At 63.4% G+C, this 23,307-nt stretch carries 24 protein-coding genes; 17 read left to right on the forward strand and 7 right to left on the reverse strand.

What is annotated here, in order from left to right:
* The first annotated feature begins 139 nt into the window (after positions 1-139).
* From E5222_RS07370 to ychF, 9 genes are all read left to right on the forward strand, one after another.
* Positions 140-592 carry an MFSD14 family MFS transporter gene (locus E5222_RS07370; RefSeq protein ID WP_136693129.1) on the forward strand — a complete coding sequence of 151 codons (453 nt, stop codon included), beginning with the start codon at positions 140-142 and terminating at the stop codon, positions 590-592.
* Positions 589-786, forward strand: a complete 198-nt coding sequence (locus E5222_RS07375) for a helix-turn-helix transcriptional regulator (protein WP_136693130.1) — start codon at positions 589-591, stop codon at positions 784-786. The genes E5222_RS07370 and E5222_RS07375 overlap by 4 nt, the downstream gene beginning before the upstream one ends.
* Positions 770-1,435 carry a hypothetical protein gene (locus E5222_RS07380; protein ID WP_136693131.1) on the forward strand — a complete coding sequence of 222 codons (666 nt, stop codon included), beginning with the start codon at positions 770-772 and terminating at the stop codon, positions 1,433-1,435. Before E5222_RS07375 ends, E5222_RS07380 begins: the two co-directional genes overlap by 17 nt.
* A gap of 41 nt (positions 1,436-1,476) precedes the next feature.
* Positions 1,477-2,376, forward strand: a complete 900-nt coding sequence (locus E5222_RS07385; protein WP_136693132.1) for a TraB/GumN family protein — start codon at positions 1,477-1,479, stop codon at positions 2,374-2,376.
* Positions 2,373-3,248 carry a TraB/GumN family protein gene (locus tag E5222_RS07390; protein WP_136693133.1) on the forward strand — a complete coding sequence of 292 codons (876 nt, stop codon included), beginning with the start codon at positions 2,373-2,375 and terminating at the stop codon, positions 3,246-3,248. The genes E5222_RS07385 and E5222_RS07390 overlap by 4 nt, the downstream gene beginning before the upstream one ends.
* A gap of 106 nt (positions 3,249-3,354) precedes the next feature.
* Entirely contained in the window at positions 3,355-4,032 is a 678-nt protein-coding gene (locus E5222_RS07395) for a 50S ribosomal protein L25/general stress protein Ctc (protein ID WP_136693134.1), read from the forward strand.
* A 131-nt stretch (positions 4,033-4,163) separates the two neighbouring features.
* Positions 4,164-4,733, forward strand: a complete 570-nt coding sequence (gene pth, locus E5222_RS07400) for an aminoacyl-tRNA hydrolase (RefSeq protein WP_136693135.1) — start codon at positions 4,164-4,166, stop codon at positions 4,731-4,733.
* A 161-nt stretch (positions 4,734-4,894) separates the two neighbouring features.
* Entirely contained in the window at positions 4,895-5,206 is a 312-nt protein-coding gene (locus tag E5222_RS07405) for a PEP-CTERM sorting domain-containing protein (protein WP_136693136.1), read from the forward strand.
* Between the two features lie 156 nt (positions 5,207-5,362).
* Positions 5,363-6,463 carry a redox-regulated ATPase YchF gene (gene ychF / locus E5222_RS07410; protein WP_136693137.1) on the forward strand — a complete coding sequence of 367 codons (1,101 nt, stop codon included), beginning with the start codon at positions 5,363-5,365 and terminating at the stop codon, positions 6,461-6,463.
* An 86-nt stretch (positions 6,464-6,549) separates the two neighbouring features.
* On the opposite strand, the gene E5222_RS07415 is transcribed toward ychF, so the two are convergent.
* The gene (locus E5222_RS07415) at positions 6,550-7,806 is read right to left on the reverse strand and encodes a hypothetical protein (protein ID WP_136693138.1); all 1,257 of its coding nucleotides are present in this window, start codon (positions 7,804-7,806) and stop codon (positions 6,550-6,552) included.
* A 385-nt stretch (positions 7,807-8,191) separates the two neighbouring features.
* On the opposite strand from E5222_RS07415, the gene gyrA reads away from it, so the two are divergent.
* Positions 8,192-10,903, forward strand: a complete 2,712-nt coding sequence (gyrA, locus tag E5222_RS07420; RefSeq protein WP_246021702.1) for a DNA gyrase subunit A — start codon at positions 8,192-8,194, stop codon at positions 10,901-10,903.
* 16 nt (positions 10,904-10,919) lie between these two features.
* Here the strand turns inward: gyrA and E5222_RS07425 are convergent, their stop codons facing one another.
* Entirely contained in the window at positions 10,920-11,558 is a 639-nt protein-coding gene (locus tag E5222_RS07425) for a lysoplasmalogenase family protein (RefSeq protein WP_246021602.1), read from the reverse strand.
* A 173-nt stretch (positions 11,559-11,731) separates the two neighbouring features.
* On the opposite strand from E5222_RS07425, the gene E5222_RS07430 reads away from it, so the two are divergent.
* Together E5222_RS07430 and trmFO are read left to right on the forward strand one after the other, a co-directional pair.
* Positions 11,732-12,559 (forward strand): fatty acid desaturase family protein, encoded by an 828-nt coding sequence (locus E5222_RS07430; RefSeq protein ID WP_136693141.1) that lies wholly within the window; start codon positions 11,732-11,734, stop codon positions 12,557-12,559.
* A gap of 42 nt (positions 12,560-12,601) precedes the next feature.
* Positions 12,602-13,951, forward strand: a complete 1,350-nt coding sequence (gene trmFO / locus E5222_RS07435) for a methylenetetrahydrofolate--tRNA-(uracil(54)-C(5))-methyltransferase (FADH(2)-oxidizing) TrmFO (protein WP_136693142.1) — start codon at positions 12,602-12,604, stop codon at positions 13,949-13,951.
* Here the strand turns inward: trmFO and E5222_RS07440 are convergent.
* Entirely contained in the window at positions 13,948-14,391 is a 444-nt protein-coding gene (locus E5222_RS07440) for an EF-hand domain-containing protein (RefSeq protein ID WP_136693143.1), read from the reverse strand. The genes trmFO and E5222_RS07440 overlap by 4 nt on opposite strands.
* A gap of 25 nt (positions 14,392-14,416) precedes the next feature.
* Complete coding sequence (locus tag E5222_RS07445) at positions 14,417-15,064, reverse strand: hypothetical protein (protein WP_136693144.1); 648 nt, start codon at positions 15,062-15,064, stop codon at positions 14,417-14,419.
* A gap of 197 nt (positions 15,065-15,261) precedes the next feature.
* Between E5222_RS07445 and E5222_RS07450 the strand changes: the two genes are divergently transcribed.
* Genes E5222_RS07450 through E5222_RS07460 form a run of 3 tightly spaced genes read left to right on the forward strand, consistent with a single transcriptional unit; the run spans position 15,262 to position 18,418 of the window.
* Positions 15,262-17,112 (forward strand): pilus assembly protein, encoded by a 1,851-nt coding sequence (locus E5222_RS07450; protein WP_169053519.1) that lies wholly within the window; start codon positions 15,262-15,264, stop codon positions 17,110-17,112.
* A complete protein-coding gene (locus E5222_RS07455) occupies positions 17,109-17,717 on the forward strand; it encodes a TadE/TadG family type IV pilus assembly protein (RefSeq protein ID WP_246021604.1) in 609 nt (202 codons plus the stop codon). Before E5222_RS07450 ends, E5222_RS07455 begins: the two co-directional genes overlap by 4 nt.
* A 32-nt stretch (positions 17,718-17,749) precedes the next feature.
* On the forward strand, positions 17,750-18,418 hold the full coding sequence (locus E5222_RS07460) for a TadE/TadG family type IV pilus assembly protein (RefSeq protein WP_136693146.1): 669 nt from the start codon (positions 17,750-17,752) through the stop codon (positions 18,416-18,418).
* Positions 18,419-18,438: 20 nt separating this feature from the next.
* On the opposite strand, the gene E5222_RS07465 is transcribed toward E5222_RS07460, so the two are convergent.
* The 3 genes from E5222_RS07465 to E5222_RS07475 form a co-directional block, all read right to left on the reverse strand.
* A complete protein-coding gene (locus E5222_RS07465) occupies positions 18,439-19,812 on the reverse strand; it encodes a pyruvate dehydrogenase complex E1 component subunit beta (RefSeq protein WP_136693147.1) in 1,374 nt (457 codons plus the stop codon).
* A gap of 1 nt (position 19,813) precedes the next feature.
* Positions 19,814-20,956, reverse strand: coding sequence for a pyruvate dehydrogenase (acetyl-transferring) E1 component subunit alpha (pdhA, locus tag E5222_RS07470; RefSeq protein WP_246021606.1), 1,143 nt, complete (start codon positions 20,954-20,956; stop codon positions 19,814-19,816).
* A 134-nt stretch (positions 20,957-21,090) separates the two neighbouring features.
* Positions 21,091-21,399: a septum formation initiator gene (locus E5222_RS07475; protein WP_136693149.1), complete on the reverse strand. Its 309-nt coding sequence runs from the start codon at positions 21,397-21,399 to the stop codon at positions 21,091-21,093.
* Between the two features lie 138 nt (positions 21,400-21,537).
* On the opposite strand from E5222_RS07475, the gene hppD reads away from it, so the two are divergent.
* Both hppD and E5222_RS07485 read left to right on the forward strand, forming a co-directional pair.
* A complete protein-coding gene (hppD, locus tag E5222_RS07480) occupies positions 21,538-22,623 on the forward strand; it encodes a 4-hydroxyphenylpyruvate dioxygenase (protein ID WP_136693150.1) in 1,086 nt (361 codons plus the stop codon).
* A 112-nt stretch (positions 22,624-22,735) separates the two neighbouring features.
* Positions 22,736-23,281: a hypothetical protein gene (locus E5222_RS07485; protein ID WP_136693151.1), complete on the forward strand. Its 546-nt coding sequence runs from the start codon at positions 22,736-22,738 to the stop codon at positions 23,279-23,281.
* The last annotated feature ends 26 nt before the right edge of the window (positions 23,282-23,307 follow it).

The raw sequence follows: 23,307 nt of genomic DNA on the forward strand, positions 1-23,307 counted from the left end.
TTGGTGTCACTACAACCTGACTTCGTGTCAGGTTATATTGACATGGTCAGCGAATCACGACATATAGTCAGGCATACCTGACATATGGTCAGGATCGCATGACGCAAAAAGGGCAGCTAGCCCGGTGGGATATCAAGAGATGGCATACGAACCGAACACGCCGACGGAAGAAGACCGCTCCCGCGCTTACAGCCTGGTCTGGGCCGGATTTGCAGGGACCATTGTCACGATCGGTGCGCGCCTCCTGGAAATTGAGAACATTGCCGTGTCGATCGCGTTCGGTCTTGCGATTGGCGGCTACCTCAACTCCGTCTTCCATCGTCGTAATGACGACTATTTCAACCAGCTATGCGCCTCCGGCCATCGCTTCGCCGCAACCTTCCTGTGCGTGTACCTCTTCGGCATGTTCATCGCCGAATTGTACGACGTCTCCTATTCGCTTGGCCGCGCGATAACCGATGGGGGCGAGAGCCAGCGCGAGGTCAGCGGGATCTTCGGCCATTTCAGCGATGGCCCACTCCTGGCGATGGTGGCGATGCTGACGTTCTATGTCGGCTACACCGTCGCTTACTTTCGGGGCGCGCAGTCATGAAAAACCGCCTCAAGGTCCTGCGCGCTGAGCGCAACTGGAGCCAGGCGGAGCTGGCCATGCAGCTCGACGTCTCGCGCCAGGCCGTGAACGCGATCGAGACGGGCAAGCACGACCCTTCCCTGCCGCTCGCCTTCCGCATCGCCCGCCTGTTCAACATGTCCATCGAGGAGATTTTCGATGACCAATGCGAATGAAAGCCTCCGTGCCGATGGACCTCTGGAAGAGGGGCCGGCCGGAATGCCCGCATGGCAGCGCTACACGCTCATCGTGCTGTGCTCGCTCGTCGCGATCTTCGCGCTGGCCTATATCGCAGGCGTCACGGCAGCAGGTATCGAGCACGGCATCCGGCCGCGCACTTTCGGCCTGATCGCCGCTGGCGTGGCGCTGGGCGGAGGCGCGGCATGGCTCGGCTGGAAGCTCTACGCAGGCCGCCCCATGGAACTGGTCGCGCCGCGTGTGCGCAAGAGCAACCAGGTGATCCTGATCAGCGGCGCAGTCGGCGGCGTGATCGGGCTGGTGCTGGCACTCTCCACCGTGTCGAGCGATCCATTCGCGCTCTTCACCAACAGTCCGGTGCCACCGGCAGCCGCAGCCTTCGGGATCTTCGCCTGGGTGGCCTGCGTCCCGCTCCTCAGCTGGATCTGGCTCCGCAATATCGACGAACATGAGGCGAAGGCCAATGCGGACGGCGCGATCGCTGCAATCTACGCCTACCTCCTCATCGCACCCTGCTGGTGGCTGGGATGGCGCGGCGGTTTCCTGCCGGAGCCGGAGACAATGATCACCTTTATTGTCGTGATGACCGTCTATTGCACCGTCTGGCTGTGGCGGAAGCAGGCCTGAATTCCTATTGTCACTTCAATTCGCGAAAGGATCGCCCCTAAATGAACATCAAGACGAAACTGACCGCTTCCGTGACCGCCATCGGCCTTGCCCTGGCTGGTTGCGCCAGCACCGCCGGTGCCGAGACTACTGCGGCAGCGGCTCCCACCGGCCCCGCGCTGTGGCAGCTCTCTGACGAGGACACGACCGTCTACCTCTTCGGCACCGTCCACGTCCTGCCCGCAAACGTCGACTGGTATGACGCACGGATCGAACGCGCCTTCACCGCATCGGACACGCTGGTGACCGAAGTCGACCTGACCGACCAGGCAGGCATGGCGACGATCCTGGCAGAAAAAGCGATGTTTACCGATGGTAGCGCACTGCGCAGCCTGATGAGCGAGGAAAACCGCGCCGAATATGATGCACTGATGACCACGCTCGGCCTGCCCTCTGCCGCCTTCGATCCGTTCGAACCGTGGTTCGCCGCGCTCAACCTGGGCGTGCTGCCCCTGTTGCAGGCGGGCTATGACCCGACATCCGGCGTCGAAATGGCCCTGGAAGCGCGTGCTGGCGACAAGACGCGCGATGCGCTGGAATCGATCGACCAGCAGATCGCGCTGTTCGACGACATGGACCTCGAATATCAGCTCACCTATCTCGACAGCACCGTCGAAAGTGCCGACGAACTGGTGCCGATGATCGATTCCATGGTCGCCGAATGGCTGGAAGGCGATGCCGATACGCTGGCCGAGATGATGAACAGCGAGATGGACGATAGCTATCTCTACAACCGCCTGCTGATCGACCGGAACAGCAATTGGGTGGAATGGATCGAACAGCGCATGGATGAACCGGGCACGGTCTTCATCGCCGTGGGCGCAGGCCACCTCGCCGGTGAAGGCAGCGTGCAGGACCAGCTGGAACAGCGCGGCCACGCGGTGACGCGCATTACCGAGTGATCCGCAATTTCATCATAACCTTTTTGGGCGCGCTGTGGCTGGCAGGCTGCAGCGCGCCCGATCCTTTGGCGGACCATGACTGGCCAGAGCCTGGGCCTGCTTTGTGGGAAGTCGAACAGCCCTCCACGGGCAACAAGGCGTGGCTGTTCGGGACCGTCCATGCCCTGCCCGATGGCGTCGAATGGCAGAGCGAGGCGGTGGAGCCTGCCTTTGCCGAAGCGCGGCTGCTGGTGGTCGAGATTGCCGGACTGGGCGATAGCGGTCGCGCCGCGGCGGAATTCAACGCACGCGCTTATTCGGACGCGCTGCCGCCGCTGCTAGAGCGCGTCCCTGCCGGGGATCGTGCGGCGCTTGCCGAGGCGCTTGACGATGCCGGGCTTGAACCGGCGAGCTTCGACCGCACCGAAAGTTGGGCAGTGGCGCTCACGCTCTCTTCCGCCCTGCGCTCGGGCGATCCCGCCAATGGCGTCGATCTCGCTCTGATGGGCCGGGGCAAGCCGCTGGTGGGGCTTGAGAGCTTTGCGTCGCAATATGCGATATTCGACGAGCTGCCCGCCGCCGAACAGGCTGACCTGTTACTCGCCGTGGCGCGCGAGGCTCGCGAAGGCGATCCCGTCAACGGGCTCGAAGCCTGGCTCACCGGAGACCTTGCGCGGCTGGAGCAACTGGGCAGAGCAGGCATGCTGGGCGACCCCGAGTTGCGCAAGGTGCTGCTCGATGATCGCAACCACGCCTGGGCCGCCGCCATCGCCCAAAGGCTGGAGGCGGGCGAAGCGCCCTTCGTCGCCGTCGGCGCGGCGCATATGCTGGGTGAGAGCGGCCTCCCCGCCCTCCTCGCCGATGCCGGCTACAATGTGCGCCGCATCCAGTAGTTGCATTGCGGCGCATTCCTGCTAAAGGCGCGCCTCCCCCGTTATGGTCATCCCTGGAGGCGTGGCGGGCGAACCTGACTTAACAGCAATTCGAAAGGCTAGTGACATGAGCGACGCTCTGACCCTGCCGGCCGAGACGCGCGAACGGGCTGGCAAGGGAGCCTCCCGTGCACTGCGTCGCGAAGGCCGCGTCCCCGCCGTGATCTATGGCGGCAAGGAAGAACCCACCCCCATCCATGTGGAGCAGAAGGAACTGGTGCGCCAGCTTGGCAGCGGCCACTTCATGAACTCCATCGTGATGATCGAGATCGACGGCAAGCAGACCCGCACCCTGCCCAAGGATGTGGCTTTCCACCCGGTTTCCGATCGTCCGCTGCATGTGGACTTCCTGCGCCTGTCCAAGGACGCGAAGATCGAAGTGGCCATCCCGGTCATCTTCGTGAACGAGGAAGAAAGCCCCGGTCTCAAGAAGGGCGGCGTGCTCAACGTCGTGCGTCACGAGCTGGAGCTGGTCTGCGAAGCGGACAAGATCCCGAGCGAGATCGCCATCGACGTCACCGGCCTGGAAGTGGGCGATTCGATCCACATCTCCGCCGTCTCCCTGCCCGCAGGCAGCGAGAGCGCGATCACCGATCGCGACTTCACCATCGCCACCGTTGTGGCTCCGTCCGCGCTCAAGCGTGCCGAATCCGAAGCCGCGGAAGGCGAGGAAGTGGCAGCTGACGAGGTCGAGGCTACCGCACAGTCCGGCGATGAGGGCGGTGAGGGAGAAGGCGGCGAATAAGCTGCCCGGCAGGCACGCCCTGCCCCTTCGATACCCGAACAAGCGGGGGCCGGCAGCAATGCCGGCCCCTTCTTTTTTTGCCGCCGCGCTGCTAGCGCCCGGCCTTCCACCCACCCGCAGCAGGACGAACAATGCAAATCTGGGCAGGCCTTGGAAATCCCGGTCCGCGCTATGCGATGCAGCGGCACAATGTCGGCTTCATGGTTCTCGACGTGATTGCCGAGATGCACGGATTCGGCCCTATCCAGAAGAAGTTCCAGGGATGGGTGCAGGAAGGCCGTATCGGCAATGAGAAGGTGGTGCTGCTCAAGCCCGCCACCTTCATGAACGAGAGCGGCCGTTCGGTGGGAGAGGCGCTGCGCTTCTACAAGCTCGATACCGATGCGCTCACCGTCTTCCATGACGAGCTCGACCTCGCCCCGTTCAAGGTGAAGGTGAAACGCGGCGGCGGTCATGCCGGACATAATGGCCTGCGCAGCATCGACCAGCACCTCGGCCCCGATTTCCGCCGCGTGCGCATCGGCATCGGCCATCCCGGCCACAAGGACCGGGTGCACGGGCATGTCCTGGGCAATTACGCCAAGGCGGAGACGGACGACCTGGTCGCCATGCTGGGCGCGATCGGCGCCGAGGCCGAATGGCTGGCCAAGGGAGACGATGCGCGCTTCATGTCCGACGTGGCCCTGCGCCTGCAGGACTGAGCCACAAGCCCCCAATATCGTCGGGATTCTTGACAAAGCACTTTGTTAAGATCTTGCATTAACCTTTGTAACCCGCAGAAAACTGCGATTGGCACGCCGTTTGCTTATCGAAAACCCGACAGTCAGTAACCATTGGTATTTGTACTTTGGGGGTTTTTGCCATGTTGAAGAAGACGATCATCGCTGTGGGCCTCGCCACGGCAGCTTTCGCGGCCGCGCCGGCCTCGGCCACTTTTTACTGGGGTGGTTCCTCGGGCGGCTACAGCACGAGTGGCGGCAACTGGAACGGATCCTCGGGCGGTCACAGCCACTATCCGGGCTGCGGCCACTCCAGCAGCACCAGCTCGGGCGGTCACACCACCACGACTACCAGCAGCGGCGGCACCAAGGTTCCCGAACCGGGCATGCTCGGCATGTTCGGCCTCGGCCTCGCGGGCATCGCCTTCGCCCGCCGCCGCCGTCGCCAGGCCTAAGCAAGACACGATAGTGGCCTCACGGCCGCTATCTCCGCAGGCGGGTGCCCCCGGGCATCCGCCTGTTTGCGTTTATGGGCGTGCAGCACGCCCCATTGCCAGCGCCCCTCCGGGTCCCTAAAGCGCGGGTCTTTCCGGTTCTGAAGGACACATAAAATGGGATTCCGCTGCGGGATCGTGGGCCTGCCCAATGTCGGCAAGTCGACCCTCTTCAACGCTCTGACCGAGACGCAGGCCGCGCAGGCCGCGAACTACCCATTCTGCACGATCGAGCCCAATGTCGGCCAGGTCGCCGTTCCCGATCCGCGTCTGGACAAGATCGCCAAGATCGCCGGCAGCGCCAAGATCATCCACACCCAGCTCTCCTTCGTCGATATCGCCGGCCTGGTGAAAGGCGCGAGCGCGGGCGAAGGCCTCGGCAACCAGTTCCTCGGCAATATTCGCGAGGTGGATGCGATCGTCCACGTCCTGCGCTGTTTCGAGGATGACGACATCCAGCATGTCGCCAACAAGGTCGATCCCCTCGCCGATGCCGAGGTGGTGGAGACCGAGCTGATGCTGTCCGACCTCGAAAGCCTCGAAAAGCGCGTCGAGAACGCCAAGCGCCGCGCCACCAGCGGCGACAAGGAAGCCAAGGCCCTCGCCAGCGTGCTGGGACAGGCGCTGGAGCTGCTGAAGGACGGCAAGCCCGCCCGCCTTGTCGAGCCCAAGGATGACGAGGAAGAGCGCCTGTTCGAGCAGGCCCAGCTGCTGACCGCCAAGCCCGTGCTCTATGTCTGCAACGTGGCCGAGGAAGACGCGGCGAACGGCAACGACCTGTCCGCCAAGGTCTTCGCCAAGGCAGAGGCAGAGGGCGCGCAGGCCGTGGTCGTCTCAGCCGCCATCGAATCCGAACTGGTCGGCATGGATATGGACGAGCGCAAGGAATACCTCGCCGAGCTGGGGCTGGAGGAAACCGGCCTCGCCCGCGTAATCCGCGCCGGTTACGACCTGCTCGGCCTCAAGACCTTCTTCACCGCTGGCCCCAAGGAAGCGCGCGCGTGGACCTTCCCCGCTGGCGCCAAGGCCCCGCAGGCGGCGGGCGAGATCCATACCGATTTCGAAAAGGGCTTCATCCGCGCCGAAACCATCGCCTTTGACGACTACATCGCCTGCGGCGGTGAAGCGGGGGCCAAGGAAGCCGGCAAGCTGCGCCAGGAAGGCAAGGAATATGTCGTCCAGGATGGCGACGTGATGCTGTTCAAGTTCAACGTCTGAGCCAACACCTTCGGACAAAAAGAAACGGCGCGGAAGGCGATATGCCCTCCGCGCCGTTCTTGTCTCGGCACCAGGCCGCGAGCGGCTTAGCCGCCATTGACCTCGGCATAGGTCGACCACAGGCGGGCGATCGCCGCGCGCTCACCGGTCACGCCGGCCAGCGTCTGTTGCGCTTCGGCGACCTTGCCCTGGTGCACCTGCATCATGCCGGTGCGCAGCGTGGCGAGGTTGGTATCGACGCCGCCTTTTTCCGCAGCCATGGCAAACATCGCCTCGGCCCCGGACCAGTCTTCCAGCGTCATCAGCACATTGCCCGCGATCATCGCGCTTTCGCCATTGGCGTCGGCTTCGGCCTCGGACACCAGCGAAGGGGCTTCAGCACGGTCACCGGCCATGGCGCGGTCAACCGTGGACTTCACTTCCTGGTAATAGGGATCGTCGGTCTCGAAATGACCGTCCGCAAGGCCGCGCGCCAGCACGCCCGAAATCTCGTTCGAATAGACGCGCGGGTCGGCCGCAGCGATATAGCGGATGAACTCCTGCGACTGCGTCATCGTGTCCGTCAGGCGCATCAGGCGTAGCAGGTCGATCCGCACGTCGCCTTCGAACTCACCCAGCGCATTGACCACCTGCAGGCCGTTGAGCCAGCTCTGCTGCACCGGATTGGCCTTCACCAGCATGGCAGTCGCATCGACCGAGGCATCGAAATTCTCGGCGTCATAGGCCGTCACCAGGCCGCGCAGGATCCAGTTCGAGTCGACCTGGCCACCGGCAGCAAGGACCCCGGGAATCTGTTCCTGCAGGTAGGCGAGGCCGCCAACCGCGTCATCGCTCTGCCAATAGGTTTCGGCAATCAGGCCGACGGGATCGTCCTGGTTCCAGCCCGAAGCAACAGCGGCGCTCAGCGCTGCGCGCGAGGCCATGTAGTCGCCTTCATTGAAGGCGATATTGCCGACGAACCACTGGAACTGCGCGACGTTTTCCACCGGGACCTTGCCGCTTTCCAGCATGATTTCCAGTCCGCGGCGCTGCATCGGCTGCTCACCGGTCTTGTTGCCGGCGATCAGGATCAGGTTGCCCGCGGCATACTTCTCATCCGCATTCTGCGCGAGGCTGACGATGGTATCGAGCTGCGGCACGACCGAAGCGACGTCGCCGCCTTCGGCATTCACCACGTCGGCGACCGGCTGGTAGGCATCGATGAAAGCGTCGGAATAGTCCTGCGCCTGCACGGTAGCGGGCGCCGCGCCGGTGGCGACGGCTGCACCGCCGGCAAGCGCGATGGCCATGGCACAGGCGGAAATGAAACCCTTGGTCGAATTGCCGCGAGTGGAACGGAACATGCGAACCATGTAAATTCTCTCCAATAGCAAGAGGTGAATGCGCCTCTGCGGGCGCCTGATCTGTCTTGGCTCGCGCCATGCAATAGGATGGGCGAGATTGCAAACCGGTAGTAGGCGAAGCGGGCTGAATAGCGTTTGAACATGGCTGGATGGCTGTTGTTCAGGCTGCCAGCGCCGAATCCCTCCCAGATGTGGATAAAGCCGCCTGCGAAGCCGGATGCAGCAGCGCTGCGCTGGCCTCCCTGCCCCCCTTCGCCTAGGGTCCAAACGGTCGAAAACAGGTCATAACAACAGCAGGCGACATTCGCAGGTGAGCGAAGACAACGAGAATACGCTTCCGCCCGAAGGTCCGGGTGAATTCGATCGCATCGACATCGTCGATGAGATGAAGACGAGCTATCTCGATTACGCGATGAGCGTGATCGTGAGCCGCGCCCTGCCCGATGTGCGCGACGGATTGAAGCCGGTCCACCGGCGCATCCTGTTCGCCAGCCAGGAAGGCGGCTTCGTCTACAACCGGCCCTATCGCAAGAGCGCCAAGATCGTCGGCGACGTGATGGGTAACTATCACCCGCATGGCGACAGCGCGATCTACGATGCGCTGGCGCGCATGACGCAGGACTGGTCGCTGCGCGTTCCGCTGATCGACGGTCAGGGCAATTTCGGCAGCATGGACCCCGATCCGCCCGCCAGCATGCGCTATACCGAAGCGCGGCTGGCCAAGGTGGCGACGACGCTGCTGGACGATCTCGACAAGGATACGGTCGATTTCGTCGATAACTATGACGGTTCGCGCTCCGAACCTTCCGTCCTCCCTGCCCGCTTCCCCAACCTGCTGGTCAACGGCGCGGGCGGCATTGCGGTGGGCATGGCGACCAACATCCCGCCGCACAACCTTGGCGAAGTGATCGACGGCTGCCTTGCCTATATCGAGGATCCGGGCATCACCTCCGAACAGCTGTTCGAGATCATTCCCGGCCCCGATTTCCCCACCGCCCCGCTGATCCTGGGCCAGAGCGGCGCGCGCGCGGCATACACCACCGGACGCGGATCGATCCTGATGCGCTGCCGGCACGAGATCGAAAAGACACGCGGCGACCGCGAGAGCATCGTTTTCACCTCGATCCCCTTCCAGGTCGGCAAATCCGGCCTGGTCGAGAAGATCGCCGATGCCGCCAAGGAAAAGCGGATCGAGGGGGTTGCCGATATTCGCGACGAATCCAGTCGCGAAGGCGTCCGCGTGGTAGTGGACCTGAAGCGCGATGCCTCCGCCGATGTCGTGCTCAACCAGATCTGGCGCTACACGCCCGCACAGGCGAGCTTCCCCGCCAACATGCTGGCGATCCGCGGCGGGCGGCCCGAGACGATGACGCTGCGCGACATCATCCAGGCCTTCATCCAGTTCCGCGAGCAGGTCATCACGCGACGCACCAAGTTCGAGCTGAACAAGGCGCGCGACCGGGCCCATATCCTGCTCGGCCTGGTGGTTGCCGTCTCCAACCTGGACGAGGTGGTGGCGATGATCCGCTCCTCGCCCAATCCGGCGGAGGCACGCGCCAAGCTGATGGCCCGCGAATGGCCGATCGGCGACATAGCGCAATATATTCGCCTGGTCGAAGCGATCGAGCCCTCGGCGGACGAGACCAGCGGCACCTACAAGCTGTCCGAACGGCAGGTAAAGGCGATCCTCGACCTGCGCCTGCACCGCCTGACCGCGCTGGGCCGTGACGAGATCGGCGACGAGCTGAAAGAGCTCTCGCTGCAGATCGAGGAATATCTCTCCATCCTCGGCGACCGCGCGAAGCTCTATGCCGTGATGCGGGCCGAGCTGGTGGAGATCAAGGAACTCTACGCCACGCCGCGCGTCTCCGAAATCGCGCCCGCCTATGACGGGCTGGAGGACGAGGATCTGATCGAGCGGGACGACATGGTCGTCACCGTGACGCTCGATGGCTATATCAAGCGCACCCCGCTCTCCACTTTCAGGGCACAGCATCGCGGCGGCAAGGGCCGCGCGGGCATGTCCACGAAGGACGAGGACGCGATCTCCAACATGTTCGTGACCAGCACCCACAATCCGGTGCTGTTCTTCTCCACCGCGGGCAAGGTCTATCGCCTCAAAGTGTGGAAGCTGCCCGAAGGCGGGCCGAACACGCGCGGGCGGCCGATCATCAACCTGCTGCCGGCGCTCGACAAGGACGAGACGATCGCGCAGGTGCTGCCCTTGCCGGAGGACGAGGAAAGCTGGGGCGCGCTCAATGTGGTGTTCGCCACTGCCAGCGGCAGCATCCGCAAGAACGCGATGGATGCTTTCACCAACATCCCGTCCAACGGCAAGCTGGCCATGCGCTTCGATGAAGGCAGTGACGACAAGCTGATCGGCGTCGCCCTGCTCGACCCGACCGACGACGTGCTGCTGGCGAGCCGCAACGGCAAGGCGATCCGCTTCTCCTCTGAAGACCTGCGCGAATTTACTTCACGCACCTCCACAGGTGTGCGCGGTATGACGTTGAAAGACGGGGACAAGGTGATCTCGCTCTCGATCCTCAAGGGCAATTTGCCCTCGGTGGAAGACCGCGAGGATTACCTGCGCATCGCCCCTTGGAAGGGCAATGAAGACGCCCCGCTTCTCAGCGAGCTGCAGGAGCAGATGGCGGCGGATGAGCAATTCATCCTCACCGTCTGCGCCAATGGCTATGGCAAGATGTCCAGCGCCTATGAATACCGCCAGACCGGGCGCGGCGGACAGGGCGTGGTCAATATCGACAACATCTCCCGCAACGGCCCCGTCGTCGCCAGCTTCACCGCCACGCGCGGCGACCAGCTGATGCTGGTGACCGACAAGGCCAAGCTTATCCGCATCAGCCTCGATTCCCTGCGCATCCTCGGCCGCAATACGTCGGGCGTGCGCCTGTTCGATGTCGGCAAGGACGAACACGTCGTCTCAGCGGTGCGCATCGACGAAAGCGAAGCGCCCGAGGATGAGGGCGAAGAGGCCGTGGTCGAGGAAATGATGGAAGGCCGAAGCGGCGCGGACGAGACCGAGCCGAAGACCACGATCGATCGCGACAGCAATCTGGATGAGGGGGAGGAGTAAGCTCCCCCTCCCTCCCCTACTTCACCACCCGCAATTCCGGATCGCGCTTGCGCAGCGTCTGGATCACGCCGGTCGTGATCAGGAACATGCCGAGATAGTAGGTCGGCCAGACCATGTATTGCGGCAGGAAGTGGCCCTGCAGCGGACCCATTTCGGCGAAGATCAGCAGGTCGCTGGCGAGGAACAGCATTGCCCCTGCCCCCACGCGGTAACGCGGGAAATTGCTCGCCCAGGCGCTCGCCGCCATGCCGCCTAGCGCGAGGGCGTAGAAGCCGACCTCCCATGCTGCCTCGCGGTCCGTCGGGAGCATCCACGCGATCACGGGGGTGAGGATCAGCGTCAGGCCTGCGACCCAGCTGTCCAACCCCTTCAGCTCAGGCCTGCGGTTGCGCAGGAACACGCCCATGGCGAGCACATGGAAGAGGAAGAAGAGCATCCCGCCGATGCGGTGGTCGAACTCCAGCGCCATGTCGCCAAGGCAAGCGGCGCCCAACGCCCATGTCAGCAGCCGCGCATCGGGGCTGGAATGGCGCATGAAGGCATAGAGCGCCAGCAGCGCCACCCCGGCGCCCTTCACCGGGATCAGATAGGCCTCCGGCATCGCCGTCCAGCGCAGGTAATAGAAGGCCAGCGCCGCCGTGAGGGACAGCAGCAAATAGGGGCGTTGCTCGGCTAGCGCGCGTCTTGGCATCGGGTCCTCCAATGCCCGGTTGGACCAATCGGGCCACAACGGCAAGGGCCATCCCCGCCCGACCCACGACTAGTTGACTCCATACTTATTTTCCTTATTTCTGTTTTTACAGAAATTGAGGACAGGGAGTCGAGTCGATGCGTAACCTCCCCCATGAAAAGACACCCAGCAGGGCGCATATCCTGCGGCAGGTCAGCTGGCAGGACTTGGTCGCCATGCGCCCTACCGATGGGATCGTGGAATGCCTCCACCCGCTGCCGTGGTTCGCAGCCAGCATCGCCTTCGCCGCCAATGGCTGGTTCCTCGCCGCCATGCCCTGCACCTTCATGTTCTTCCTCACCGGCCTGCGCCTCAATCATGAGGCGATCCATCGCAATCTCGGCTTCGGAAAGGCGGGCCACCATGCGGTGCTCCATGGCCTCAGCATGCTGATGCTATGCAGCAATCACAGCGTCGCGTGGAACCACCTCGAGCACCATCGCCATGCGGGCAAGCCGACCGACCTCGAAGGCAAGGCGGGCCGCATGAACTTCCTGCAGGTGGTCTTCTACGGCCCGCTCTTCGCCTGGGAGACGCATCGCCATGCCTGGGTGAACGGCGGCAGCGAGCAACGGCGGCGCATGCTCGTGGATGGCGCGGTCAACCTAGTCATACCGGCGCTCGCTTTCACCCTGTGGAGCCCCGCCCTCGCCTATCATCTCGTGATGATGGTGGGCGCGCAGAGCCTGACCGCCTTCTTCGCCGTCTGGATCACCCATCACGGTTGCGAGGATCACGTGCTCGTTGCTCGCACGCAGCGGAACAGATGGGTCAATCTCGCCAGCTACAACATGTTCTTCCACCTTGAGCATCACCTGTTCCCCGCAGTGCCGGTCAAGCGGCTGGCCCTGCTGGCGGAGCGGCTGGATGCGGCTTTCCCCACCATCATCGCCCGCACAAGGCGGGTGGTCCCCGGACAGGCGTGATTGGATTGCACGATGGCGCACCTCTGCCTATTTGAGCGCCTGATGGCAGATCAGGTACATATTATCGGCGGTGGCCTCGCGGGAAGCGAAGCCGCCTGGCAGCTGGCGCAGCGCGGGATACGCGTGCGCCTGTCCGAAATGCGCGGAGGTGGCGGATCGACGCCCGCGCACCAGACGGACGGGCTGGCGGAGCTCGTCTGCTCCAATTCCTTCCGCTCCGACGATGACGAGAAAAACGCCGTCGGCCTGCTGCATCACGAGATGCGGCGGCTCGACTCGCTGATCATGCGCGCGGGCGAAGTGGCCCGCGTGCCCGCCGGCAGCGCCATGGCGGTCGATCGCGACGTGTTCTCCGCCGAAGTGCAGAAGGCGCTGGAAGACCATCCCAATGTCACCGTGGTGCGCGAGCTGGTGGAGGAACTGCCGTCGGACGGCATGACCATCGTCGCCACCGGCCCGCTGACTGCGCAATCGCTTGCACAGAGCATCGTCAAGGCGACCGGCGAGGACCGGCTCGCCTTCTTCGATGCGATCGCGCCCATCGTCCATCACGACACGATCGACATGGACATCTGCTGGAAGGCAGCGCGCTGGGACAAGGGCGGCAAGGATTACATCAACTGCCCGATGAGCAAGGAGCAGTATCTCGCCTTCCACCAGGGCCTGCTCGATGCGGAAAAGGGCGACTTCAAGGAATGGGAGGCCGACACCCCCTATTTCGAAGGCTGCATGCCGATCGAGGTGATGGCCGAACGCGGCGTCGATACGCTGCGCTTCGGGCCGATGAAGCCGGTCGGACTCGACAACCCGCATTGGGCGACCGAGGAGCATCCGAACGGCCGCTGGGCCCATGCCGTGGTCCAGCTGCGGCAGGACAACAAGCTTGGCACACTGTGGAACATGGTCGGCTTCCAGACCAAGATGAAATATGGCGCGCAGGTGGAGCTGTTTCGCACGATCCCCGGCCTCGAGAAGGCCGAATTCGCGCGGCTCGGCGGCATGCACCGCAACACGTTCATCAATTCGCCCATGCTGCTCGACCGGCAGCTGCGGCTGAAAGGGGCGGAGCATATCCGCTTTGCCGGGCAGGTGACCGGGTGCGAAGGCTATGTCGAAAGCAGTGCCGTGGGCCTGCTCGCCGGCATGATGGCGGCGGCGGAACTGGCCGGGGAAAAGTGGGTCGGCCCGCCCGCGACCAGCGCGATGGGCGCCCTCCTCTCCCACATCACCGGCGATGCCGAGGCGAGCGACTACCAGCCGATGAACATCAATTTCGGCCTGTTCCCGCCGCTGCGCGATGTGAAGAAAAAGGCGCGCAAGGAAGCCTATACCTCGCGCGGAAAGGCTGATTTCGGCGAATGGCTGGCGGGGCTGGAGGCCGTTCCCGCCTAATTGCGCTTGGGCGCGCTGGTGGCGAATTCGGACTGGCTGAGCCAGCCATTGCCGTCACCGTCCATCTCCGCAAAGCGATCCGAGGTGGAGACCGCCCATTCCTCGAAGGTGAGCAGATTGTTGCCATCGGTATCGAGGCGGCGGAATGCATCGGTGCGGCTTGACAACATTTCGTTGCGGGTGATGCGCCGGTCGCGATTGCGGTCATAGCGGTAGAAGCGCCGCTCCTCGCGCGTCAGTTCCGTGCTTTCGGGCGGGGCCGGACCCTCGAGGCCGGCGATGTCGGCAAAGGGCAGCTCCTCGGGATCGACCTCCTCTTCCTCGACGACCGGCTCGGGCGGCGGCGCGCCCTCTTCCACTGCCGCGCGTCCCTGCAGCCAGAACAGGCCCAGCCCGCCCAGCGCGAGCGCCAGAATTGCTCCCAGCAGTATGCGGTTCATTGCGACCCCTTTCGTGTCGCCATATCTAGCGCCCAGTGAGGCCGATCCGCAAGGCCAAGAGACCGGCCGCCGGTCCATCGAGCACCTCGCGGCTGCCTTTCTCCAGCGCCCGCAGCGTCAGGCGATGCAGCACCGCCAGCGAACGCAGCTTGCGCGGCAGGGGTTGGGTGGTTGCTTGCGCCTCTCCGGGGTAGTCCAAAGCCATGCGCTGCACGCGGTCGCGCTCCTCCCCTTCGCCCAGATTGATCGCCAGATCGGCCAGCGCCCATTGCCCCGCTGCCCGCGACACCTCCGCGCCATCGGCCAGCTGACTCCATACCAGCACCCGGCCCTTGGCAAACTCGTGCAGTCCTGCGGGGGAAAGCTCCTCGGCCAGCAGGACTTCCCAGCCATCGACCAGCGGGCCGAGACTGGCTGGCGCAAAGGGCAAGCTGGATAGCCGCGCGAGCAAGGGTTCCCCCTGCGGCCAGCTCTCCGGGTTCTCGCCCAGCCGATCGCGCCACCAGGCCAGCTTGATCTGCGCGATCATCGCTTCCCCGCGCTGCTGCAGGATGGAGGCCAGCCGGTTGTCCAGCAACAGCAGCGTGAGGATGGTTTCGCGCGCGGAAACGGGCGCATAGGTAAGCGCCAGGCGTTGAACCAGCGGCAACATTTCGGCAGACAAGCGGGACATCACCCGCGCGCCATCGCCTTGACCGGTGGGCTGCGTCAAGCCTGTGATCGCAGTGACGGGCTGCTGGCCGGCATCCACTAGTAAAAAGTGTAACCAAATTAACCACTCTCGTTGGTCATGCTCTTACACCTGCCATCCTAGGGCGAGGCATCATGGCCGGTGTCGCACCCTCAATACCAGCCCAAGCGTCGCGCTTCATGAGCCGCCTTGCCCGCGATACGCGCGGCAATGTGATCATGATCGTCGCGGGTTCGGTTTTCCCCCTGCTCGCCCTCATCGGCAGCGGGATCGACATGGGGCGTGCCTATCTGGCGGAAACGCGCCTGCAGCAGGCATGCGACGCAGGGACGCTGGCCGCGCGCAAGCGGCTGGGAACGCAAGTCGCGGTGACCGACACGGTTCCCGCCGAAGTGGCCGATACCGGACAGCGCTTCTTCAACATCAATTTCCGCGACAACGCCTATGGCAGCGAGAACCGCCGCTTTGCCATGGTGCTGGAACAGGACCATGCCATTTCGGCCACGGCATCGGCGGATTTGCCCACCACCATCATGGGGGCTTTCGGCGTCGACAGCATCCAGCTCGCAGTCAGCTGCGAAGCGCAGATCGACATGCCCAACACCGATGTGATGATGGTGCTCGACACCACCGGCTCGATGCTGATGACCAATCTCGGCGACACGCGGCCGAGGATCGACGCCCTGCGCGATACCGTGGTGAGCTTCCACACGCAGATGGAAGCGAGCAAGGCCCCCGGTACCCGCATCCGCTATGGCTTCCTGCCCTATTCGACCAATGTGAATGTCGGCCACCTGCTGCAGGGTGACTGGCTGGTAGACGAATGGAGCTACAACTATCGCGTGGCCGCGCCCACCGGAAAGACGGAAACGGTGCCGGTCTATGAGACCAACTGGGTCCATGTCGGCGGCACGCGCGTGTCCGGCACGTCATATTACGACGCCAGTTGCCCGGGCGGCGACAAGACGTGGGAAGATCTGGGAACAGCCACCAATGGCGACTGGGAAATCCGCACTTCGCGCGAAAATGGTAGCGCTTACAGTTGCCGCGAAGTCGATTCCGATACGGTCGAAGTGACGCCGATCGTTTACACCGATTACGTCGTAGAGCGGCATCAGCGGCAGACGGGCACCGAAAAGCGCAAGCTGGACCGGTGGCGCTATCATTCCTTCGTCACCGACCTGTCCTTCCTCGACAGCTCCAATTCAACGCAAGTGCCTATGGGCGGGGTCGCCAGCGCGCCTACCAATGTGACCGTGCGCTATCGCGGCTGCGTGGAAGAGCGCTCGACCTACGAGATTACCAATTACGATGCGGTCGACCTCGATCGCGCGCTCGACCTCGATCTCGACCTGGCGCCGGATCCCGACGATCCGGACACGCAATGGCGCCCGATGCTGAACGAGTTGAGCTATGTGCGCGAAATCCGCACCAATGGCCGCGGCCAGTTCACGCCCGGCGCGGTGGTGAGTGACGCGCCTTTCATCAATGCCTGGTGGTGGGGCTTCGGCCCATGCCCTTCCCCTGCCCAGCCGCTTGCCGAACTGACCACCAGCCAGGTGCAGGCCTATGTCGACGATCTGGACGTGCAGGGTAGCACCTATCACGATATCGGCATGATCTGGGGCGGCCGCCTGCTTTCGCCAACCGGCCTCTTCTCTGCCACCAACGCCAATATCGGCGGGCGTGCGACACAGCGCCACATGATCTACCTGACCGACGGGCAGACTGCGCCGCTCGACATTTCCTACGGCGCTTATGGTATCGAGCCACTCGATCGCCGCCGCTGGCGCCCGCAATCGCAGATGTCGCTGACCGAAACGGTCGAAGAGCGCTTCTCCTTCGCCTGCGCGGAAGTGAAGAAGCGCAATATTCAGGTCTGGGTGATCAGCTTCGGCACGGAGGCCAACCCGGCGATGGAGAAATGCGCGGGCACGAGCCGCTACTTCGTCGCCGACGATGCTGTGCAGCTGGAAGCCACCTTCAGCGAAATCGCCGGGCGTATGGGCGAACTGAGGATCGTGAATTGACCCGCCGGTTCCGGCATGCCCGCTTGCCCGCGGCATTGTCGGGCGATGAACGCGGCGCGACCATGGTGGAATTCGCCATGGTCGCCCCGGTGCTGATCATGGCGCTGCTCGGCCTGTTCGACATGTCCTACAACATCTACGCCGCATCGATGGTCGAAGGCGCGATTCACAAGGCCGCGCGCGATTCCACCATCGAGGGTTCCGACCTGGCACAGGCGCAGATCGACGGGCGGGTGACGGATGCGGTGCGGGCCGTGGTCCCCTCGGCCGAACTGAGCTTCGACCGGCGCGCCTATAGCGATTTCCAGGATGTCGGCGAGGCGGAAGACTTCACCGATTCCAATCAGGATGGGGTGTGCAATGATGGCGAGCCTTTCGAGGACGCCAATGGCAACAAGATATGGGACCTCGATCGCGGAACCGGCGGCTTTGGCGGCGCGCGCGATGCGGTGCTCTACACTGTCTCGGTCACCTACAAGCGGCAGTTCCCCCTGCACACTTTCACCGGATTGCCCGACGAGGTGACGACCACGGCGCGCACGCTATTGCGCAACCAGCCCTATGCCATGCAGCAGACCGACGCCTCGGTGGAGTTCTGCAAGTGATCGCGGCGCTGGGACGGGAAATGCGGTGCCTTTTGCGCGACCGCACGGCGCTGGCAGCGACCGAATTCGCGCTGACCTTTCCCGTGCTGCTGAGCATGGGGCTGATGGGGCTGGAGCTGGCCAATCGCGCCATCGTGCAGATGCGCATCCACCAGTTGGCGGTGCATGTCGCCGACAACGCCTCGCGCATCGGTGACCAGTCCATGCTGGAAAACCGGCGCATCTACGAATCCGATTTCGAGGACCTGTTTCACGGAGCCGAACTGCAGATCGGCCACCACCTCGACCTGTTCGGACGCGGGCGCGTGGTTGTCAGCAGCCTGGAAGTGCTGCCGGGGACCGAGGGCGACCAGTATATCCACTGGCAGCGTTGCATGGGGACCAAGCAATACACTCCGCGCTTTGGCGAGGAAGGCGATGGCCGCGAAACCGAGTTTCCCGGCATGGGCCCTGCCGGAGAGGAAGTGATCGCCTTTGCCAATGAAGCGGTGATGTTCGTCGAGATCGCCTATGACTACGATCCGCTGATCGGCAATCCTTTCGGCATGCCGACCACGATCGCCGGATATTCCAGCTTCACCGTGCGCGACGATCGCGACCTGTCGCAAATCTACCAGCGCGATCCGGGCCATCCGGATAGCGCGGCCGATTGCGATACCTATTCGACGCTCGACGGTGCGGGCACCACGCCCGGCGGGTAACACCCCGCCGGTTCGCAGCCTCAGCCCTTGTAGCAGACCTTCTTCGCAGCCTCGACGATGCGCGGCGTATCGATCAGCGCGAGCTTCTCGAGATTGGCGGCATAGGGCAGCGGCACGTCTTCGTTGCAGACGCGCAGGACCGGGGCATCGAGATGATCGAAGCCCTCCTCCATGCAGACCGAGATCACTTCGGATGCGATCGAGCAGGTCGGCCAGCCCTCTTCCGCCACGATCAGGCGATTGGTCTTGGCGAGGCTTTCCAGGATCGTCTGCGTGTCGAGCGGGCGCAGCGTGCGCAGGTCGATCACCTCTGCATCGATGCCTTCGGAAGCGAGCTGTTCCGCCGCTTCCAGCGCGAATTTCACGCCGATGGAATAGGAGACGATGGTGACGTCCGACCCTTCGCGCATGATCCGCGCCTTGCCGATGGGCAGCACGTGGTCGTCCAGCTGGGCGACTTCGAAGCTGTTGCCATAGACCAGCTCGTTCTCGAGGAAGACCACCGGATCCTCGCAACGGATCGCGGCCTTCATCAGGCCCTTGGCGTCCGACGCGTCATAGGGCGCGATCACGATCAGGCCGGGGACGCTGGCATACCACGGGCCGTAATTCTGGCTATGCTGCGCACCGACGCGACTGGCTGCGCCATTGGGGCCGCGGAACACGATCGGGCAGCGCATCTGGCCGCCCGACATGTAATTGGTCTTGGCCGCCGAATTGATGATGTGGTCGATCGCCTGCATGGCGAAGTTGAAGGTCATGAATTCAACGATCGGACGCAGGCCGCCCATGGCAGCCCCCGTGCCGATGCCGGCAAAGCCATATTCGGTGATCGGGGTGTCGATAACGCGCTTGGGCCCGAACTCTTCCAGCAGGCCCTGGGTCACCTTGTAGGCACCCTGGTACTCGGCCACTTCCTCGCCCATCACGAAGACGCGCGGATCGAGGCGCATTTCCTCGGCCATGGCATCGCGCAGTGCCTCACGAACGGTGAGCTGCGCCATGTTGGTACCCGCCGGGATCGCAGGATCGGCGGGGCGAGGTTTGGCAGCGGGCTTTTCGGGCGCGCTAGAGGCCTGTTCGGCCGGCGCAGGGGCCTCTTCGGCTGCCGTCGGTGCAGGAGCTGCGGATGCGGCAGCGGAGATATCCTCGCCCTCGCCCGCCAGCACGGCGATCACCGTGCCGACCTGCACATTCTCGGATCCTTCCGGCACCAGGATCTTGCCGACTACGCCTTCATCGATGGACTCGAATTCCATCGTGGCCTTGTCGGTCTCGATCTCGGCCAGCACATCACCGGCGGAGACTTCGTCGCCTTCCTTCACCAGCCACTTGGCCAGCGTTCCTTCCTCCATGGTGGGAGAAAGGGCGGGCATTTTCAGTTCGATAGCCATCTCAGTAATCTCCCACCAGCACATCGGTGTAGAGTTCTGACGGCTCCGGCTCCGGCGAGGTTTCGGCAAAATCGGCTGCTTCGGCCACCTTCGCCCGGATGGTCTTCTCGATCTCTTTCAATTCATCCTCATTCACGCCCAGTTTGAGAAGCTCGGCCTTGGCCAGCTCGATCGGGTCGCTCTTTTCACGCACGCCCTGCACTTCCTCGCGCGTGCGGTATTTCGCCGGGTCGGACATGGAATGGCCGCGATAGCGATAGGTGTTGAGCTCCATCAGCACGGGGCCATTGCCGCCGCGCACATGCTCAACAGCCACCTTGGCTGCCTGATGCACTTCCAGCACGTCCATGCCGTTCACATCCATGCCGGGAATGCGGAAAGCGGTACCGCGACGGTAGAATTCGGTTTCTGCCGATGAGCGGGCGACTGCGGTGCCCATCGCATACTGGTTGTTCTCGACCACGAAGACCACCGGCAGGTTCCACAAAGCGGCCATGTTGAAGGTCTCGTAAACCTGGCCCTGGTTCGCCGCACCGTCGCCGAAATAGGCCATGCAGAGGCCGCCATCCTCATTGTATTTGTGCGCGAAGGCGAGACCCGCGCCGAGCGGCACCTGCGCGCCGACAATGCCGTGGCCGCCGTAAAAGGCATGTTCGGTGCTGAACATGTGCATGGAGCCGCCCTTGCCGCGGCTGATGCCAGCCTCGCGGCCGGTCAGCTCGGCCATGATGACCTTGGGATCGATGCCGTATGCGAGCATGTGGCCATGGTCGCGATAGCCGGTGATAACGCTGTCCTTGCCTTCATCCAGAGCGCTCTGCAGGCCCACCGCGACGGCTTCCTGGCCGATATAGAGATGGCAGAAACCGCCGATCAGGCCGAGGCCATAGAGCTGGCCGGCCTTTTCCTCGAACCGGCGGATAAGCAGCATCTTTTCGTAGAAAGTGAGCAGCTCGTCCTTGCTGGCCTTGAACCGCTTGTTCGTTTCGAACGCGTCCTGCAGGCTGCGGAGCGCGAAATTGTCATCCGATCCGTCTGATTTTGCTGCGGGTTTCTTCGCAGCTGCCTTCTTGGCGGAGGGTTTGCGGGCCGGCGCTTTCTTGGCAGCGGCGCGCTTAGCGGTGGACGATGGGGTCTTGGCCAAAACGCAATTATCCTGCTGACGCATCAAGGGTGTGATGCAAATTCACAGCGGCTATAGGCACGTGAATCGTGCGCTGGCAACGCCGAGAATCAGCTTTGAACCAAACTGGTTAGAAAAGTTTTGACCAGCAACCGTCAGCGCTGGTCGTCGAGTTCCACCACATACTCGTCTCGATGGGCGACATTGAGGTTGTGGCGCAGCAATTCGCTGGCGAGGTCGGGATCGACATTGTCCGGATCGAGCAGCTCGACACGGTTGGCGAGTACGGCACGCTCGTCCTGCAAGGCGGCAATACGCGCCGCACGCATTTCGAGCACCCCGCTCTGCTCGCTCCACGATAGCAAGCCGTACGGCCCTGCCAGCGCAAGCGTGCCCAGCAGCAGCAACCACGCCAAGGCGAAGTACTGGATGCGTTTGTCACGTGTGCTGACGGGAGCGTTCATAAATTCACAGAATCACAAGTTTCACACCGATTCAAGCACTTTCCCGAGGGGTTGCGCCGAATTGCCCACTAACCGAGTCCGGCCGTGCATTCCACTGCCTCCTTGCCCTTGTCCGAGCATAAGGTTACATTTGAAACCATGACCACTTCGACCATCAATCCCATGGGCCTCGACGGCTTCGAATTCCTCGAGTTCTGCGCGCCGGAAAAGGGCGTCCTTGAATCAGCCTTCGAGCGGATGGGCTTTTCGCCAATCGCCCGGCACCGCTCCAAGGACGTCCAGCTGTGGCGGCAGGGGAACATCAACTTCATCGCCAATTACGAACCGAAAAGCCCGGCGGCCTATTTCGCGGCCGAGCACGGGCCTTCCGCTTGCGGCATGGCCTTCCGGGTGAAGAACGCGGCGAAAGCCTATGACCTCGCGCTCGAACGCGGCGCGGAGCCGGCAGAGGTGCCGACGGGGCCGATGGAACTGCGTCTGCCGGCCATTCGCGGGATCGGCGGATCGCTGATCTACCTGATCGACCGCCATGCCCATGGCCTCACCATCTACGACATCGACTTCATCTATGAGGCAGGCGCGGAGTTGCATCCGCCCGGTGCGGGCTTCACCGAGATCGATCACCTCACGCACAACCTCTACAATGGCCGCATCGCCCATTGGGAGGATTTCTACAGCCGCATTTTCGATTTCCGCGAATTGCGGCAATTCGACGTGACCGGAGAATATTCGGGCCTCAACACCAAGGTGATGGTGGCGCCCGACGGCAAGATCCGCATTCCGCTCAACGAGGAAGGCGGCGCCGACGGCAAGGGGCAGATTGCCGAGTATTTGCGCGCTTATAATGGTGAGGGCATCCAGCATATCGCGCTGGCCAGCAATGACCTCTATTCCTCGCTCGACAAGCTGGCGAAACTCGACCTCGCCTTCGCCCCGCCTCCGCCCGACACTTATTACGAGCAGCTCGATACCCGCCTGCCCGGCCATGGAGAACCCGTGGCCGATCTGCGCAAGCGCGGGATTCTGGTCGACGGGACGACCGGCGGCGGCGATCCGCGCTTGCTGATGCAGATCTTCAGCCGTCTGATGATCGGCCCGGTCTTCTTCGAATTCATCCAGCGCAAGGGTGACGAAGGTTTCGGCGAAGGCAATATCGAGGCGCTGTTCCGCTCGATCGAGGAAGACCAGCGCCAACGCGAGGTGCAGGCGGACTCTCAGGATTGAACCCCGGCGTACAGGCGACTAGGGGATATCTGCATTCACTGCGCCGCAAGGCTCTTGCGCGCAGGACCGTGCAGCGCCACTGTTGCGCGCAAGAGAGGGAGTTCTTCACGTCATGATCGCGCATCGCGCCGCTCTGTTCCTGGCCGGGGCCGCTTCGCTGGCCGCCATTTCCACACCTGCATCGGCGCAGGTGGCCGACGATGTGGTGCTCAATATCATGCGCGAATGCGCGCGTATCGATGATCCCAGCGCACGCCTCGCCTGCTATGACAACAACATCCGCACCGCCGGTGCTAATCCGCGCACCATTCCCGGCGAAACCGTCGTCCAGGGCTCCGGCGCCGTGATGAGCGGACCGAACACCACCGGCCGCGCCGGCTTCGGTGCCGAAGACATTCGTGGACCTGAAAGGTTCGAATTGCGCGAAGGCGAATTGCAGGAACTGACCGCGCGCGTTGCCGATGTACGGCAGGTCGGCGTTGGTCGTTACGAGATCACGCTTGAAGATGGCGCGGTCTGGCGGATCAGCGATTCCGTGCCGCAGACCTACAGCGTTCCGCGCCGTGGTGCCGAAGTGGAAATCAACCGCGCCTCGCTTGGCAGTTTCCTGCTGCGTTATCGCAACCAGCAGTCGGTTCGCGTCGAACGCGTGGACTAGCGTGGTTGCTCCGTGCGGAGCGGCAC

Origin of the sequence: Alteraurantiacibacter aquimixticola, from assembly GCF_004965515.1 — a bacterium.
GTDB classification, from domain to species: domain Bacteria; phylum Pseudomonadota; class Alphaproteobacteria; order Sphingomonadales; family Sphingomonadaceae; genus Alteraurantiacibacter; species Alteraurantiacibacter aquimixticola.